Source organism: Mesorhizobium sp. W016, from assembly GCF_054719485.1.
The window spans coordinates 4,060,494-4,073,938 of sequence record NZ_JBTTIF010000002.1; the positions used below are offsets into that span (position 1 = coordinate 4,060,494).

Annotated in this window: 22 protein-coding genes; 20 read left to right on the forward strand and 2 right to left on the reverse strand. The window is 60.6% G+C overall.

All coding sequences use genetic code 11. The annotated features are described in order from the left end of the window. The first annotated feature begins 137 nt into the window (after positions 1 to 137). The 4 genes from ACYG9V_RS20145 (at position 138) to ACYG9V_RS20160 (ending at position 3,537) form a co-directional block, all read left to right on the forward strand. Entirely contained in the window at positions 138 to 1,370 is a 1,233-nt protein-coding gene (locus ACYG9V_RS20145) for a tyrosine-type recombinase/integrase (RefSeq protein WP_460222006.1), read from the forward strand. A gap of 414 nt (positions 1,371 to 1,784) precedes the next feature. After that, complete coding sequence (locus ACYG9V_RS20150; protein WP_352763401.1) at positions 1,785 to 2,003, forward strand: DNA-binding protein; 219 nt, start codon at positions 1,785 to 1,787, stop codon at positions 2,001 to 2,003. Between the two features lie 71 nt (positions 2,004 to 2,074). Beyond that, entirely contained in the window at positions 2,075 to 2,428 is a 354-nt protein-coding gene (locus tag ACYG9V_RS20155; RefSeq protein WP_352763500.1) for a winged helix domain-containing protein, read from the forward strand. Further along, the gene (locus ACYG9V_RS20160) at positions 2,425 to 3,537 is read left to right on the forward strand and encodes a bifunctional DNA primase/polymerase (RefSeq protein WP_352763399.1); all 1,113 of its coding nucleotides are present in this window, start codon (positions 2,425 to 2,427) and stop codon (positions 3,535 to 3,537) included. The genes ACYG9V_RS20155 and ACYG9V_RS20160 overlap by 4 nt, the downstream gene beginning before the upstream one ends. A gap of 179 nt (positions 3,538 to 3,716) precedes the next feature. Here ACYG9V_RS20160 and ACYG9V_RS20165 read toward each other — a convergent pair whose 3' ends face one another. After that, entirely contained in the window at positions 3,717 to 3,857 is a 141-nt protein-coding gene (locus ACYG9V_RS20165; RefSeq protein WP_352763398.1) for a hypothetical protein, read from the reverse strand. Between ACYG9V_RS20165 and ACYG9V_RS20170 the strand changes: the two genes are divergently transcribed. The 7 genes from ACYG9V_RS20170 to ACYG9V_RS20200 all read left to right on the forward strand — a co-directional run bounded on the left by ACYG9V_RS20170 (position 3,847) and on the right by ACYG9V_RS20200 (position 7,682). Next, positions 3,847 to 4,098, forward strand: coding sequence for a DUF6074 family protein (locus tag ACYG9V_RS20170; protein WP_023805187.1), 252 nt, complete (start codon positions 3,847 to 3,849; stop codon positions 4,096 to 4,098). The genes ACYG9V_RS20165 and ACYG9V_RS20170 overlap by 11 nt on opposite strands. Further along, complete coding sequence (locus ACYG9V_RS20175) at positions 4,095 to 4,430, forward strand: hypothetical protein (RefSeq protein ID WP_352763396.1); 336 nt, start codon at positions 4,095 to 4,097, stop codon at positions 4,428 to 4,430. Before ACYG9V_RS20170 ends, ACYG9V_RS20175 begins: the two co-directional genes overlap by 4 nt. Then, entirely contained in the window at positions 4,427 to 4,954 is a 528-nt protein-coding gene (gene nusG / locus ACYG9V_RS20180) for a transcription termination/antitermination protein NusG (RefSeq protein WP_352763394.1), read from the forward strand. The genes ACYG9V_RS20175 and nusG overlap by 4 nt, the downstream gene beginning before the upstream one ends. Positions 4,955 to 5,186: 232 nt before the next feature. After that, positions 5,187 to 5,357, forward strand: coding sequence for a hypothetical protein (locus ACYG9V_RS20185; protein ID WP_023805191.1), 171 nt, complete (start codon positions 5,187 to 5,189; stop codon positions 5,355 to 5,357). 72 nt (positions 5,358 to 5,429) lie between these two features. Continuing rightward, positions 5,430 to 5,885 carry a terminase small subunit gene (locus ACYG9V_RS20190; protein ID WP_352763392.1) on the forward strand — a complete coding sequence of 152 codons (456 nt, stop codon included), beginning with the start codon at positions 5,430 to 5,432 and terminating at the stop codon, positions 5,883 to 5,885. After that, complete coding sequence (locus tag ACYG9V_RS20195) at positions 5,878 to 7,455, forward strand: terminase (RefSeq protein WP_352763391.1); 1,578 nt, start codon at positions 5,878 to 5,880, stop codon at positions 7,453 to 7,455. The genes ACYG9V_RS20190 and ACYG9V_RS20195 overlap by 8 nt, the downstream gene beginning before the upstream one ends. Continuing rightward, positions 7,452 to 7,682, forward strand: a complete 231-nt coding sequence (locus ACYG9V_RS20200; protein ID WP_352763389.1) for a hypothetical protein — start codon at positions 7,452 to 7,454, stop codon at positions 7,680 to 7,682. The genes ACYG9V_RS20195 and ACYG9V_RS20200 overlap by 4 nt, the downstream gene beginning before the upstream one ends. On the opposite strand, the gene ACYG9V_RS20205 is transcribed toward ACYG9V_RS20200, so the two are convergent. Further along, positions 7,679 to 7,876, reverse strand: coding sequence for a hypothetical protein (locus tag ACYG9V_RS20205; protein ID WP_352763386.1), 198 nt, complete (start codon positions 7,874 to 7,876; stop codon positions 7,679 to 7,681). The genes ACYG9V_RS20200 and ACYG9V_RS20205 overlap by 4 nt on opposite strands. Before the next feature lie 136 nt (positions 7,877 to 8,012). Between ACYG9V_RS20205 and ACYG9V_RS20210 the strand changes: the two genes are divergently transcribed. From ACYG9V_RS20210 to ACYG9V_RS20250, 9 genes are all read left to right on the forward strand, one after another. Beyond that, positions 8,013 to 8,240: a hypothetical protein gene (locus ACYG9V_RS20210; protein WP_352763385.1), complete on the forward strand. Its 228-nt coding sequence runs from the start codon at positions 8,013 to 8,015 to the stop codon at positions 8,238 to 8,240. Between the two features lie 11 nt (positions 8,241 to 8,251). Then, the gene (locus ACYG9V_RS20215; protein WP_023805196.1) at positions 8,252 to 8,437 is read left to right on the forward strand and encodes a hypothetical protein; all 186 of its coding nucleotides are present in this window, start codon (positions 8,252 to 8,254) and stop codon (positions 8,435 to 8,437) included. Between the two features lie 96 nt (positions 8,438 to 8,533). Next, positions 8,534 to 8,722, forward strand: coding sequence for a hypothetical protein (locus tag ACYG9V_RS20220; RefSeq protein WP_352763384.1), 189 nt, complete (start codon positions 8,534 to 8,536; stop codon positions 8,720 to 8,722). After that, complete coding sequence (locus ACYG9V_RS20225) at positions 8,719 to 10,362, forward strand: portal protein (protein ID WP_352763383.1); 1,644 nt, start codon at positions 8,719 to 8,721, stop codon at positions 10,360 to 10,362. The genes ACYG9V_RS20220 and ACYG9V_RS20225 overlap by 4 nt, the downstream gene beginning before the upstream one ends. Positions 10,363 to 10,403: 41 nt before the next feature. Then, a complete protein-coding gene (locus tag ACYG9V_RS20230) occupies positions 10,404 to 10,661 on the forward strand; it encodes a hypothetical protein (protein ID WP_352763381.1) in 258 nt (85 codons plus the stop codon). Continuing rightward, positions 10,661 to 11,638 (forward strand): hypothetical protein, encoded by a 978-nt coding sequence (locus ACYG9V_RS20235; protein WP_352763379.1) that lies wholly within the window; start codon positions 10,661 to 10,663, stop codon positions 11,636 to 11,638. Before ACYG9V_RS20230 ends, ACYG9V_RS20235 begins: the two co-directional genes overlap by 1 nt. A 184-nt stretch (positions 11,639 to 11,822) precedes the next feature. Further along, positions 11,823 to 12,659, forward strand: a complete 837-nt coding sequence (locus ACYG9V_RS20240; RefSeq protein ID WP_352763378.1) for a phage capsid protein — start codon at positions 11,823 to 11,825, stop codon at positions 12,657 to 12,659. 15 nt (positions 12,660 to 12,674) lie between these two features. After that, positions 12,675 to 12,950, forward strand: coding sequence for a hypothetical protein (locus ACYG9V_RS20245; protein WP_352763377.1), 276 nt, complete (start codon positions 12,675 to 12,677; stop codon positions 12,948 to 12,950). Positions 12,951 to 13,012: 62 nt separating this feature from the next. Continuing rightward, positions 13,013 to 13,444, forward strand: a complete 432-nt coding sequence (locus ACYG9V_RS20250; RefSeq protein WP_023805202.1) for a hypothetical protein — start codon at positions 13,013 to 13,015, stop codon at positions 13,442 to 13,444. Position 13,445: the final 1 nt, after the last annotated feature.

Sequence of the window (13,445 nt, forward strand, 5' to 3'; positions counted from 1 at the left end):
TAAACCCACGTCCGCTGGTGTTTGCCGGGGTATGAAATAAGCGTTGATTCCCTTGGTTTTTCGGCATTCTTCGTTTGCTGCTATCCGTTGCAATCCGCTAACATCGCGCATCGAAGTTAGGCACGGAGTTGCTGGGAATGGTTCGCTCGCTCAATCTGCTCGCCGAAACGACCATCCGAAAGAAAGACCTGAAGGCTGGTCGGTATAGCGACGGCGGCGGGCTCTACTTGCGCGTCAAGAAAGAGGGAACCAAATCCTGGGCCTTCATTCACTTCAAGGGCTCTGGCGCCGCTCGCGCATGGAAGGAAGCCGGGCTCGGCTCCTATCCCTCCGTTTCCCTGAAGGATGCGCGGATCGCGGCGACCGACTGTCGCGACCGTCTGCGGCGCGGCCTCGAACCGATCGACCCGGAAGCCAAGGCTGAAGTGCCGACCTTTGCCGAATGCGCTGCAGACTTCATTGCCGAAGTCGGCAAGAGCTGGTCGAATCCCAAGCACAAGGCGCAATGGGAAATGACCCTCGGCGAGGCCTACTGCAAGCCGATCCTGAAAAAGCCGGTCGACAAGGTAACCACCGCCGATGTCCTCGAAATCCTGAAACCCGTCTGGCAAAAGAAACCGGAAACGGCGCAAAGGCTGCGCGGCCGGATTGAACGGGTGCTGGACTTCGCCAAGGCCTCGGGTCATCGATCGGGCGAAAACCCTGCCTTGTGGCGCGGCCATCTTCAACACCTGTTGGCGAAGGGACAGAAGCTCTCACGCGGGCATCACAGCGCGATGGCCTATGGCGACGTGCCGGCGTTCGCGAAGCGCCTGCGGGCATCTGAAGCCCTGTCTGCGAGGGCGCTAGACTTCCTCATCCTGACAGCGGCGCGCTCGGGCGAAGTTCTCGGCGCGACCTGGCCCGAGTTGGATCTGGCGGAGAAGTTGTGGACGGTGCCGGCGGCGCGGATGAAGGCCCGGAAGGTCCATCGCGTTCCCCTGACCGATGCCGCCCTGGCTATCCTGCGCCCGCTCTATGATGCCCGCTTGTCCGATGACGGCCATGTTTTCCCGGGCGAGGACCGGCGGGGCAATCCTGGCCCGCTATCGGTGATGGCTATGGCAATGCAGATGCGTCGCATGGAAGTCGGGCAGTACACGCCGCACGGTTTCCGCTCGGCCTTCAGGGATTGGGCCGGGGACAACACCAGCTTTCCGCGCGAAGTGGCCGAAGCCGCGCTCGCCCATAAGACGGGCGATGCGGTGGAGAACGCCTACCGGCGGTCCGATGCCTTGGAAAAAAGGCGCAAGTTAATGACGGCCTGGGCGAACTATCTCGATGCGTCTGCGGCAAGAGGCAATCTGCGCCTTGTCGGGGGAAAACCTTAGATAGTTGTCCGCATGTGGCCGCATTGCACCGTGCAGTGCTTGACCACTGATTCGGGCAGGCAGATACTGCAAGCAGTTTCGAGGGACCGGGTTGAGGGACAACGAGTCGTGGCAGACATGCCGCGATGACCTGCCAACATTCCTCGATCTTTTTCAGTGCATATCGGGAGGGGCAAATCGGGTTTTCTCGACGCCGCTTTACCGTGGGTAAAGACCAGAACTTAACGTGAACACGGGTTCCCTGGATAATCTGTGGATAAACATAGGCTAACTTATTGAAGTTCCACGTTAAAATAGAGACACGAAAAGTTGTGGGGTTTCCGGGTTCGTGTTCGACAGGGAGTCACAGCAAGTGGTAATATGTACGCCTTGGTTCGGACCAATTCGCCGCAAACCGAAAGGAGACTGAAGAGCATGGAAGCACCACCCAACGCCTTCGCTATAAAACGGCTTTGCGCCGCTTACAGTGTCGGCAGGACCTTCGTTTACGAAGAAATCAAGGCCGGGCGGCTTGAGACGCGCCGGGCTGGAACCCGGAAGGTTCTTGTCCGCAAGGTCGATGCTGACCGATGGCTTGATAATCTGCCGAAAGGCAAGACGGAACCGCCCTCGATGGCGGCGGAAGTGGCTTGAGCGGCGCGTCTGGACAACTGACCGCCCAAGCCGATCTGACCCAACCTCCAGAAATCGAAAAGGACCAGAACATGCACGGCATAGCAGGCGAAGAGCCGCACGTTAACTCACGAAATACATCGGCGAACAAGAAATTCGCCATCACGGTTCGCACCCAGGCGGTAGGCAACACGCCAAGCCAGGTTCTCACGTTTGAAGGTCGCGAGGCCTGGGCGCTTCGCGAGCTGATCAATGCCGGTGAGCGCGGCTGCACTCCGATCGACAACCCGGCGCCTCGCTGGAGTCATTACGTCTGGCTCCTTCGCGACAACTTCGTAATCGAAACAATCCATGAAGGCCACGGCGGGCCGTTTTCCGGGACGCATGGGCGCTACGTTTTGAGGTCGCGGCTCTCGATCCTCGAAGACTCGGCTATCGCTGCATGAGCGCCGCCACCGACTTTCAAAAACTACCTGCGGCACCGGAAGTCGGTGGTGCTGCATCTCGCCACGCTGAGACAATCGCCCGCCTTCATGGCGCGGGTTACAAACTCCTGCCGCTCGGCGACGGGCCGGATGGCAAAAAACCGTTGGTCGCGAACTGGTCGGCCGCTCGCGGCTGCTCGGCGTCAACCTGCCTCGGCTTGATGCAGAAGCACAGCTCCCAAATGTACGGCATCCGGCTGGACGGCTTGGTTGTGGTCGACTGCGACACGGACAACACCGCAACGCGCAACTACGTTGAACAGCATTTCGGCCTATCGCCGGTGATGACCCGCACGGCGCGCGGCCTGCACTACTGGTTCCGGGCTGGCTTCTATCTGCCGCCCAAGGTTCGCCTGCCGGATATCACCATCGACTTCAAGAGCGGCGCCGGCTCGTTCGTGGTCGGCCCGGATTCGGTTCGGCCCGATAATGGCAAGGCATATCAGTCGGTCGGTGTGCCGCTCGGCTTCGCCGCGCGCTTGCCGATTTTCCAAGCCACTCCGCCGCAATGGCAACGTGGTTCGAAAAGGGCGGAGGAAGGCACCCGCGACCGCCACCTTTTCCGGCGCGGTATCGAGCTGGCCCTTGTCGCCGACAGCGAGGCAGAGGTTTTCGAAGAGCTTTGCGCCTACCGGGATCTGGAATGCGACAACCCGGAGGGCGTCTCCAATGCCGAAGTCCGGGCAAAAGCCCGGTGGGCATGGCGCAACCGCGAACGGCTCTACTTGTGGGGCGGCCGCAACTCGACCTTCGCCATTCACCGTTCGGCGACCGCCGCGCTGGCGGGCCACAAAAAGGGCGACGATGCCGCGCTGCTCTATATGGTTCTCAACGGCACCCATGGTCATCGACCCGAAATTTTTTTTACTATCGTGCCGGCCGGTTTGATCGCCAAAGGCCACCTTCCCAACCAGAGCCGAAGCCGAATTTACCGCGATATCCTGACCTTGATCGAGGTCGACCTTCTGGCTTTGGTCCGGCGGGGGCATTTCGATAAGATCAGCAACACCCGACACCCTCACGTCTACAAGCTCTGTCTCCCTGATCATAACGGGAAGGGGGAGGTGTAATGCTTACTTTATTCCCACCTGTGGAACATGAGCATTCGGCGACTATTCGGGGAACGGTCGGCGACCTTTCGCCGCCTGATACGGTCCCTGGCCTGTGGGTTCGTCATAGGGCAGATAGCCGACCGCTCGGCCAGATAATGGCAGAAGCCCGAAACAACAAATTGCCAGGCGCCCGCCTTTCAGCGGATGACGCTGTTGTAGTCGACGATGATGCCGCCGTGGTTGCCTCCATGAAAAACCAGGGGGCTTAAAATGTTTGGATCGCAAGGCAAATGTGATAACATTACACCATCCAAATCGGGGGTGCCGATGTCCAGCATTGTTCCATTTCCGCTCGCCAAGTCTGACGGCGCCGTCAAGGAAGTTGTGGCCGCTCTGGCCGGGCTCGATGGCCGTGCGGCCGATGCCTACTGGCGCCGACTGATCAAGGCCAAGCGCCTCGGGATGAGCGCCCAAGGTGTCTCCCAGGCTGAAGCAGACGACATACTGCTAGCCTTCGGCCAAGAGGTGTTCCTGACGCTGGCGCGCCGCTACCTGCCGAACGAAGGGGACGCGGCATGAAGGGCCGCTCCTACGAATGGCCGGATGGTCTGTTGCTGCTGCGGTCCTGGCTCAAAAAGCAAGGCGTTGATGTCGACCACCTGAAGTCTGAACGGCAAGTGTTGTTCCTCGGCAAGCGGCTGTCCAACATGAAGGGCAAACTGCCGCCGCGCCAAACCGATCTATTCCCGCTGCTGCTCAAGCTTCAAGACCAACACCTGAAGCTGAAGCCGCCCCGGACGCCACGTGCGCCGATCCCTGCGGAAGTCAGCCGAACCTACCTTGGAACATTTGGGCCGGCATCGCCCGTCCGACACATAGACGTGGCCGATTACCTGAAGGGGACGCAATGAACCAGCGCGTACAAGCTAACCTCTGGTACGTGGTGGAATCGGCGCCCTCGGCCGAACGGAAGGCGAGGGATGAACTGCTGCGCGGCGGTTACGATGTTTTCTGGCCGTTCTGGCGGAAGGAAATCAAACATCATCGGACCAAAAAATGGGTGATGAAAGACTTCGCTCTCTTCGTCCGCTACGGGTTCGTGCGCCTGGCGTCACCTGACCGCTGCTCTGAGCTGGACGACATAGATGGCGTCAACAAGGTGCTGCGCGTCCAAGGCTTCCCGGTGCCGGTCAACGACGATGTGATTGTCCGCATTCGGCGGGCGGTGGATAGCGGCGCCTTCGATGAGACGCGGGAACATGGCTACCGGCTCCATGCCGGCGACAAGGTGCGGATCGCCGAAGGGCAATTCCTCGGCCTGGAAGGGCTCATCGACGCGGTGAAGGACAACCGGAAGGCCAAGGTGCTGGTCTCCATCTTCGGTCGGCCGGTCCCAACATCGGTAGACCTTGAAAATCTCGCTAAGGTAGCGTAATACCACATGCAGGCGATTTGCGGCTGACTGAGCGGGATCTTCGGATCACTCGCCGGGCCGATGCGGGGGCAAGATTCGCCTCCCCCGCGCTCAAAGACCTATTCCAGAAAATCAAACGTTAGCTGCGATTTGCAAACGTTGGTCACGTGAGCCGTCAACGCGTCACGTGACCGTCACGCGTTATGTAGCGTTACGGCACGTTACCGAACGTTTCATCGGGGAGGGCGCGGGCATGAACTATCTCGACAAGCGCCGCCTGAAGCTTCCGCCGGCAACCATCAAGGCTCTGCAGGAAGACACGCGCCAGAAACTCGCCCTGGCTGTGTCGATCGCCAAGCGCAAGACGCAAGCTGAAGTCCTCGAAGCGCTCGCTGCTGTCATCTCCCAAGGCGAAGATGCCTGAGCTAATTCGCCGTCTGTGTACAAATTTGTACCGACAAACCAGCGTTGGTGCACAATTCTGTATGTACGCCAAATGAAGGACGACCTGACGCAAAAGCAGGAAGCCTTCGCGGTCGCCTATGTCGAGACTGGCAACGGCTCCAAGGCCTATCGCCAGTCCCATGAGGTGGGCGCCGACACGAAACCAGAGACGGTTTGGTCGGAAGCAAGCCGGCTCCTGGCAAACCCCAAGGTTGCCGCAAGGATTAAAGAGCTGCAGGCGGAAGCCCGCGCGCTGCTCATGGTGTCGGTCGGAACGCTGACTGATGAGCTGGAACTTGCCCGCGCCAAGGCGATGGCCGAACCGAAGGGCGCCTCTGCTGCCGTCTCTGCCACGCTGGGCAAAGCAAAGCTTCATGGCCTGCTGGTCGACAAGGCGGAACTGACCGGCAAGGACGGCAAAGACCTGATGCCCGACCATTCGCCGCGCAAGCTAGCAAAGGCTGTGGCGCTGATCCTCGCCAAGGGCATGAAAGAGGGCAATGGATAGCGGGCTGGATCTTCGCTCGCTCGAAGCCGTCATTGCCAAGCTATCAACGGAAGACCGGGCCGAACTGGTTGCGCAAGTCGCGTCTGAGCTGGACAAGCCCTTCCTTCCTAACCCTGGGCCTCAAACTGCCGCACTCCAAAGCCTGGCCGATATCCTGCTCTATGGTGGGCAAGCCGGCGGCGGCAAGTCTGCGCTCGAAGTGGGCGCTGCGGCCAACGAACACCATTCCAGCCTGATCCTGCGCCGTGAGGCAACCCAGCTCGACGGGCTGATTGAGTTCTCGCGGGAGATCCTGGCCGGTCACGGTGAGTTTGTCGGCGGCAATGAAAACGTCTGGCGCCTCAATAGTGGCGGGCGTCTCAAGTTCGCCGGCCTGAAGCAACCCGACGACTGGCGCAAATATGCCGGCAACGCTCGGGATTACCTCGCATTCGATGAGGCAGGCGAGTTTCTGCGGGAACAAGTGTTCTCGCTCATTGGCTGGCTGCGGTCGACCAGGGAAGGGCAGCGCTGCCGCGTCATCCTCGGTTCTAACCCGCCTCGTGGTGGCGATGGGCTCTGGCTGATTGAAGAGTTCGCGCCCTGGCTTGATCCGAACTATCCGAACCGGGCGCTGCCTGGTGAACTGCGCTGGGCCATCGTGGTCGGCGGCGTCACTGAATGGGTCGACGCTGCTGGCGTCTATGAGCGCGGCGGCGAAGAATACGAAGCGATGTCGCGGACGTTCATCCCGGCAAGCCTCGATGACAATCCTTACCTGCGGGACACTGACTATAGAGCGAAGCTGCAAAGCCTGCCCGAACCGCTCCGGTCGCAACTGCTCTATGGCGATTTCCAAGCCGGCCGCGCCGATGACGAATGGCAACTGCTGCCCGGTGAGTGGGTCAAGGCTGCTCAAGCTCGCTGGAAGCCTGACGGGTTCAAGGGCCTGCAGATGACGGCGCTGGGTGTCGACGTGGCGCAAGGTGGCGCTGACGATTCGACCATAGCGCCACGCTACGGGACATGGTTCGCGCCGCTGGTGGTGAAGCCTGGGAAGGACACGCCAGACGGTCCATCGATCGGCGCCATGGTCTTCGGGGTTCGCCGCGACGGTGCCGGCGTCATTGTCGATGTCGGCGGCGGGTATGGCGGTGGTGCTGTCACCTTCCTGAAGGACAACGGTGTCGCTGTCTCGGGCTACAACGCCTCCCACACCTCAACGGCGAAGTCAGCCGATGGGCAATGGCACTTTCTCAACAAGCGGGCTGAAGCGCATTGGCGGTTCCGTGAGGCTCTAGACCCGTCGCAAGAGGGCGGATCGCCCATAGCCTTGCCGCCTGACCCTCTACTCCTGGCCGATCTAATCGCCATCCGGTGGAAGCCGGTAGGCACGGCAAAGGTCCAGATCGAAAGCAAGGACGACATCAAGGTCCGGCTCGGCCGCTCTCCTGACCGTGGCGACGCAACCGTCATGTCGTGGTCGGAAGGCTCGAAACTGGCAATCCGCAAGATGCATGACGCGGCACTCGGCGGCCGACTGCCGCAAGTCAAGGTCGGCTACTCGCAACAGAAGGTTGGCAGGCGATGACATTCGAAGACAGCATCAAGGTTCCGAAGCCGCCGAAGGGCGCAACTCGTGGCTCGATCACAGAAAAGCAGGCTGCAGCATCGCTCGCCCTGGCCGCCAAGGCATTCGGGGAAGCCCGCTTCGGCCTGATCCGGGCTGAGCGTGGCGGCGGCGCTGTGTCGGTTCTGTATGGGCTCAACGGCCGGGCGCTGGACGCAAAGGGCCTGGCCTATGAGCTGAACAACTAAGCGCCGTCTTTCGCCAGCGCCTCTTTCAACTCGTCAAGAGTGGTGGTGCCTCGGCTGAAAAGCGAAATCACGCGGCTTGCCAGATTCTCGCGTTCTGGACTGTCTGACGGGATGCCTAGCGACTGGCAATGCTCATCAAGCGCTTTGGTTAGGATGGTTAGTTGGTCCGGGTCGGCGATGTGACGGAACGGCATTTGACACCTCACTAAGGCGAAAGCGCTGCCCTCTTTCAATCATCCGTATGCCCCTCAGGAGCGGATGACGTTCGCACAGATAAAACCATGGTCTTTTCCTTGCAAGAGGCTGGCGGCAACAACTGAGGCTGACCCGATGCACAAGAACACCTCTGGCGCCTTGCTGGTGCTGATCATCGCCGCTGCCGGGCTCGCCCATGACAATCCGTGGGCCTGGGGCCTTGCTGCTATCACCTGCGCGCTGGCCTTCCTCGCCGAAGAGTTCGCCGATGTCGGAAGCGTCGGCGCCGCCGTTCTTCACGTCTGTCTGGCCGTCCTGTCGTGGGTGGCAGTCGGCGCCGCGTTCCTCGCCCTCATCGTCTGAAAGGAAAGACCATGGCAAGCCTGTTCAAGCCCAAAGCCCCAAAAGTGGAAGAGCCGGCCCGGATGCCGGATGCGCAAGACCCGGCCGTGCTGGCTGAGAAGCGCCGCCAAATGGCAGAGATGCGGGCGCGCGGTGGTCGGGATTCGACCATCATGTCCGACAATCTGACCGGCTCTGTTGGCAAGCTGGGCGCCTGATCCGTGGCGCTTGTCTCTGCTGCCGCGTCCGACAGTCATGAAAGGCTGATGCAGGCGATTGGTGAGGCGGTGGCGTCTCATACTCGGCAATCGCCGATGATGATTGACGAAATCGTCGGCATCCTCGGCTTCTGTGCCGGTGCTGCCATTGTCAGCGGCTGCAAGGGCCACGGCAACCGCAAGAAGATGCGGGCGGTGGTCAACGCCAACATCGACCATGGCATGGAAGTCATGGCTCGCGCCGCTTCCGAATCCAGTCTGATCATCCCTGGGGTGACACATTGACCGCTACCAGCCCGGCCATTCAAACCATTGTCGACAATGGAAACCGGCTCTTCAGTGAGAAGACGCCGGCGCTGTCGCACTGGCAGGAGCTGGCGGAACATTTCTACTATGACCGGGCCGACTTCACCGGGCCGCTAAACATCGGCTCTGACTATGCGTCGGGCTCGTTCTCGTCTCGTGCCGCCATCTACCGCCGCGACATGGCCGACCTTTACCGAACGATGCTGCGGCCTTCCGATTTCTTCGAAGTGAAGTCGCTCGATGATGCCCGCAACAAGGTGCCTGACGCTCGTGCCTGGCTGGAATACGCCACGGCAATGCAGCGCGCTGTCATGTATCGGAACGGCGCCGGGTTCACGCGGGCGACCGAGGCCGGCGACCATGACCACCTGACGTTCGGGCAGGCTGTCATCGAAGTGACGCCAACGAGTGACCGGCGCAATCTGTTCTACCGGAATTGGCATCTGCGCGATTGCGCATGGTCGGAAGACTATGCCGGCGCCGTCTCGGACGTGCACCGCAATTGCAAGCCGACGATTACTCAGCTCATGCAGCTATTTCCAGGCAAGGTGCCTGAAGCGCTGACGCGGGACGCGGCCAAAGACCCGTATTTGAAAATCTCGGCTCGGCATGTAGTTGTGCCTGCTGCGTCCTATGATACCGGCATCTCAGTTCGGGCCGGGCAAGAGTTCATTTCGCTGTGGGTGCTTCCCGACTGTGAAGGCGAAGTCCTCGAAAACATCGGCCGCACCTATCGCGGCTACATCGTGCCTCGTGGTCCGACCGTCTCGGGCTCGCAATATGCCCGCTCGGTCTTCACCTCGATCATCCTTCCTGACAGCCGGACGCAACAGGCAATCGAACGCATCCTGCTCGAAGCCGGTGAAAAGGCGATCGACCCGCCGATGATTGCGGCAATGGACGTGATCCGCTCGGATATCGGCCTCGGTGCCGGCGGCATCACATGGCTGGACAAGGAATATGATGAGCGGCTGGGCGAAGCGCTGCGGCCGCTGTCTCTCGACTTCTCGGGCCTGCCTGCCGGGCAGAATATGTCGGATCGTCTCGATCAGACCATCCGCATGGGCTTCATGACCGACAAGGTGCAGATCCCCGACACTTCGGGCATGACTGCCTACCAAATCCGCAAGGTAGTCGAACAACAGATGCGGGCTCACATCCCGATGTTTGAGCCGGTTGAAATCGAATATTCCGAACCGCTCTGCTCGGAAACGTTCAAGGTCATGCGCTCGCTGGGTGCTTTCCCTGCCAATGAGATACCGGATTCGCTCAGGGGCTCTGGCGTCGAGTTCTCTTTCAAGTCGCCAATCAAAGACCTCGAAGATGAGGGCATGCAGCAGAAGCTGATTGAAGGCCTGGGCGTGGTCAAGGAAGCCGCTGCGCTTGATCCGACCGTTGCCAAGCTGCCGAACGCCATGGCCATTGCGAAGGACCTCCTGCGCCGCACTGGCTGGCCGGAAGAGTGGATCAACGACGACAAGAAAATGCAGGCTGTGGCCGAACAGATGGCGGCCGAAGCGCAGGCCGCAAGTACTGCCGCGACCGTGGGCGGCGCCGCTGAAGTGGCTGGCAAGGCCGCTCCGATGGTCCGGGCTCTGCAGGGCGCGCAAGCCGCATGACGCAACACCCAGCGCGCAGCGGGTCGCCGCGGTTCAATCCGATGGCGCCAGCTACATACGATGACCTCGATGTCGCAGCGGTCAAAGCACTCGCTGCCGGGAATGCTTCTGAGGGACAGCAGAAGCGGGCAATTGCCTGGATCGTCCACAAGGCGGCGATGACATACGACGAAGTCTTCGTCCCCGGGCAACCTGACGTCGGTCACCACCTGACCGGCCGGCGCAATGTCGGCAACCAGATCCTAAAGCTGGTCAACACGCCAATCGATTTGCTGACGAAACCGAAAGGAAACACCTGATGGCCGATGACACTCTTGCGGGCGCGGCTACGGCCGAAAACCCCGCTCCGGGTGCTGCTGAAGCGGGGGCATCTGCTCCGGCTCCTGTGACTTCCGAACCGGCGAAAGCCGCTCCTGCCGCCACGCCTGCGCCTGCCGCTCCGGCGGCGACGCCTGCGAATGAAACGCCGGCCGCTACCGAAGAGGAAGGAACCTTCGGCAAGGACTGGCGCGACAAGCTTGCGAAGGGCGATGAAAAGAAACTCGCCATGCTCAAGCGCTTCACGTCGCCTGAGGCGCTGTTGCAGGCACAGGAAGAGGCACAACGCAAGATTTCCGAAGGGCTGAAGCCGAAGGGCAAGCCTGGCGACAAGGCGACTGATGACGAATGGGCGGCCTATCGCAAATCGAACAACATTCCCGACGCCGTCGATGACTTCGTCAAAGCCATTGTCCTGCCTGACAAGCGGGTGATCGGCGACGACGACAAGCCGATTGTCGCTGCCTTCGCTGAACGTGCCATCAAGAAGGGCATTGCGCCGTCCGACATGGCCGAAATGGTCGATGAGTATTATGCGATTCAGGAAGAGGGGCAGTTACAACAGGCGACCGCTGACGCCGACTTCAAGAAAACGGCCGAAGCGGATCTGAAAAATGAATGGGGAGGCGACTATGCCGGCAACTTCGCGGCGATGCGGCCCTATTTCGAGAGCGTCAGCCCTGAATTGTTTGACAACCTGATGGGCGGCCGGATGGCTGACGGTCGGAAAATCGGCAATCACCCGGACGCGCTCCGGTTCTTCGCCGCAAAGGCTGTCGCCGAAAACCCGATGGCTACCATTGTGCCGGCTGGCGGCTCGTCCGTTGAAAGTCTGCACAGCGAAATCGCTGCCATGGAAAAGCGGATGGGTGAAGACCGCACCGCTTGGCACAAAGATGCCGGGGCGCAAGAGCGCTACCGCAAACTAATCACGGCCAGAGACAAGTTGAAGGCCTGATATCCTCGCCATCTGACGGCCAACCCGCCACGCGGCTCCGTCAAGCGAGTTTCCACCAAAAACAGCACGTCGTCAGCGCCGAAGGGCGGTTTAGCGGCTCCGGGTAACACTGGACAACCCGCGACACCGGCCTGCGGACAACCTGCCTGCGGCTCCCGATCCCTCCATAGAAGGAATCTGGACCATGGCCGACACGGCATTCCAGAAACAATATAGGCAAGAGTACATCGCCGGCTTTGAGCAGGGCGAAAGCGACCTTCGACGTGCCGTCACCACGGAACACGTTCGCAAGGGTAACGAGGCGGTCTTCCTCGTCGCCGACTCCGGCGGCGCTACGGCTGTCACGCGTGGCGTCAACGGTTTGATCCCGGCTCGTGCCGACAATCTCAACCCGTTTTCCGCAATCCTGATCGAGTGGCATGACCTCGTTCGCAAGACCGAGTTCAACATCTTCGCTTCGCAGGGCGACCAGAAGCGCATCATGCAGGACACCACCCTGAAGGTGATGAACCGGCAGATCGACCAGGACATCCTGACCGAACTGTCGAACGCCACCAACACCACGGGCGCCGCCGCTACCGGCTCGCTGACGCTTGTGACCAAGGCGCTTGGCATTCTCGGCAAGAACAAGGTTCCGGTGCAGGAGATCGACAACATCTGGGGCGTGATCACGCCTGCGATGTGGGCCTATCTCATGCGCGATTCCGCGTTCACATCGGGCGACTACGTTGACTATCGTCCGCTGTCGGGCGGCCCGATGCGCAAGGTCTTCCGATGGGCAAATGCCAACTGGATGATCCATTCGGAGCTTCCGGGCGCCACTACGAGTGCGGAGAAGTGCTTCCTTTTCCACCGTTCGGCCATCGGCCACGCGGTCGACAAGGACAACCTTCAGTCCGAAGTCGGCTGGGACAACGAGCAGGCCTATTCCTGGGCTCGCACGTCAGCCTTCATGGGCTCGAAGCTTCTCCAGAACAGCGGTGTTGTCGTGATCAATCACGATGGCTCGGCTATCGCGTAACGGAGGATTTGAACCATGGCTTATTCCACTTCTCTGCCTCCGGTCCTGATTTCTCAGGGCATCGCCGGGTTCCGCTTTTGGAAATACGAAAGCGCCGACGCCGCGACTGCTGTTCGCGTCAACGGCTACTTCACCAACGGCTTCAAGCTCGGCATGCGCGCGAACGATATTGTCATCGTTACCGCCACCGGCACCAACGCGACCACCATCCACACCGTCAACCAGGCGACTGCCGCTCTTGGCGTCGATCTGACAGACGGCTTGGCGGTCGGCACCACCGACACTGACTAAACGTCGGTCATGGGCGGGGGCCTCGGCTCCCGCCCTTCTCATTTCAACGGAGAAATTCCCCCATGCCTCTGAACGTCAACGGCCTGGTGCTGGCCGAAGTAAAGCGCTCGATCTATCGCATTGCGCTATCGATCGATGACAAGCCAACCGACCTGCTCGACCCGGCATGGTGGGTTCATGTTGCATCTCGGATGCGCGCAAACGACCGGATCGAAGTGCTGGGTTTTGGCAACGAATGGTTCGCCGAACTGTTCGTGCTCGAAGTCGGCAAAATCGGCGGCGCCCGCGTGGCTTTCATCACCGAACCTGTGCTGCTGAACAATGACGCGAAAGTACCGGCGCTTCCTGAGCTACTGGTCACGTGGGGCGGACCGTCCGACATGTGGAAGGTCGTCAAGCGCAAGGACAATTCGGTGGTGAAGGATCGCTTCGACACCAAGGAAGCGGGCCTTGCCTGGATCGAGGAGCGTCAGCCGGAAAAGCAGGCGGCCTAGT